Annotated in this window: 1 protein-coding gene and 1 riboswitch; the gene reads right to left on the bottom strand. The window is 73.8% G+C overall.

Translation table 11 applies throughout. From position 1 onward, the window contains the following. Nucleotides 1-1,363, bottom strand: a 1,363-nt coding sequence (locus tag MJ785_RS15985) for an ATP-binding protein (RefSeq protein WP_239381561.1), incomplete at its 3' end; no start/stop codon positions are given. Between the two features lie 129 nt (nucleotides 1,364-1,492). Then, nucleotides 1,493-1,620: riboswitch (cobalamin riboswitch) on the bottom strand. Nucleotides 1,621-1,662: the final 42 nt, after the last annotated feature.

Genomic DNA, 1,662 nt, shown 5'->3' with positions numbered 1-1,662 from the left:
CCTCCAGGCGGCGCGGGCGAAACGACGGGCCAGGACTGCCGGCGCGACGGTGTGCCCGCGCCGCGCCACCGCCGGGTTCGGGCCCGCTGGGGCCCCCATCCCCGCGTTCCCCATCCCCACCTCCGGCGCCGCTGCCTTCCGCGGGACGCGGGGATGGGACGACGTCCGCTTCGGCCGCCTGTTCCGCTGTCGTTCCCGGCCCGCTCGGTGCCGGCCCCCTGCCGCCGCCTCCGCGACCGCCGTCTCCCCCGCCGCCGGTGGGCGGGGCCGGGTCTGGATCTGTGCCTGTGCCTGGGTCGGCGGGTGGCGCTCCGGCGTGCGCCCGCGCATCGTCCTTGGCACGCGCCTTGTCCTCGCAGGCCTCGTCCAACGCCTGGACGAGGGTTTCCTCATCCAGGCCGGGCGCGTCGAACGGGCCGCGGCGGCACCGGTGCGGCAGTGCCAGGAGGGCGGCGCGGCGGACGTCGTCGGTGTCGACGGTCACCCGGCCCTCCCACGCGGCCAGCGCCATCGCGGTGCGGGCCACGACCACGTCCGCGCGCATCCCGTCCACGTCGAACGCGGCGCAGACCGCGGTGACCTGACGCAGGACGGGATCGGGCAGCCCGACACCAGGTAGCCGTTCACGAGCGGTGAGGATTTTTGCCGCGAGTGTGGCCTCCTCATCGATCCACCTGGCGGCGAAAGCGGCCGGGTCGGCGTCGTAGGCCAGCCGGCGGCGCACCACGTCGGCCCGCACCTGTGGCTGGCGGCTGGCGGCTACCTCGACGGTCAGCCCGAAGCGGTCCAGCAGCTGTGGGCGCAGCTCCCCCTCCTCGGGGTTCATCGTCCCGACCAGCAGAAAGCGGGCGGCATGGCGAACGGACACCCCGTCGCGTTCGACGTGGGCCACGCCGAGCGCGGCCGCGTCCAACAGGAGGTCGACGAGATGGTCGTGCAGGAGGTTGACCTCGTCGACGTAGAGCACGCCCCGATGGGCGGCGGCGAGCAGCCCGGGGCGCAGCGCGGTGACGCCTTCGGCGAGCGCCCGGTCGAGGTCGATCGCCCCGGTGACCCTGTCCTCGGAGGCGCCGACCGGCAGCTCCACCAGACGTGCCGCACGGGTGGTCGGCCGGGCCTCAGGTGGATGCGGCCCGTCGGGGCAGTCGGGCTCGGGCGCGCCCGGGTCGCAGGAGAACCGGCAGCCGGTCACCACGTTCACGGGCGGGAGCAGCACGGCAAGACCCCGTACCGCTGTGGACTTGGCGGTGCCCTTCTCCCCGCGGACGAGCACTCCGCCGATCGCTGGTGACACCGCGTTGAGCAGGAGCGCGAGCCGCAGGTCGTCCATGCCCACAACCGCGGACAGTGGGTAGGCCGTCATGGTGCCCGGTGCCGCGGTGCGCCGGATCGTGCACCGAGTCGTGTGCTGATCACCGGGTCATAAGCGTGCGTGGGCATACCACACTCCCCCCTCGGGTTTCCTCGCCCTCGGTAACGGTGCGGACGGCCGGAGTATCCTGACTTCCGGATCAGCGCTTCCTCTCGGCCTTCCAACCGCTGTCGCGGCCGTGACGTACGGTGAGAGGTTGCTCCCCGGTGACAGTGGCGGGACCGCGCCGGACTCCCACCGGCTTCCTCCACTGCCGTCGCGCTCCCCAGCATGACACACCGACCCACCCG

The organism is Protofrankia sp. CiT1 (assembly GCF_917627335.1).
In the GTDB taxonomy this organism is placed as follows: Bacteria; Actinomycetota; Actinomycetes; order Frankiales; family Frankiaceae; genus Protofrankia.
This window is presented reverse-complemented; position numbering and strand designations above follow the sequence as displayed.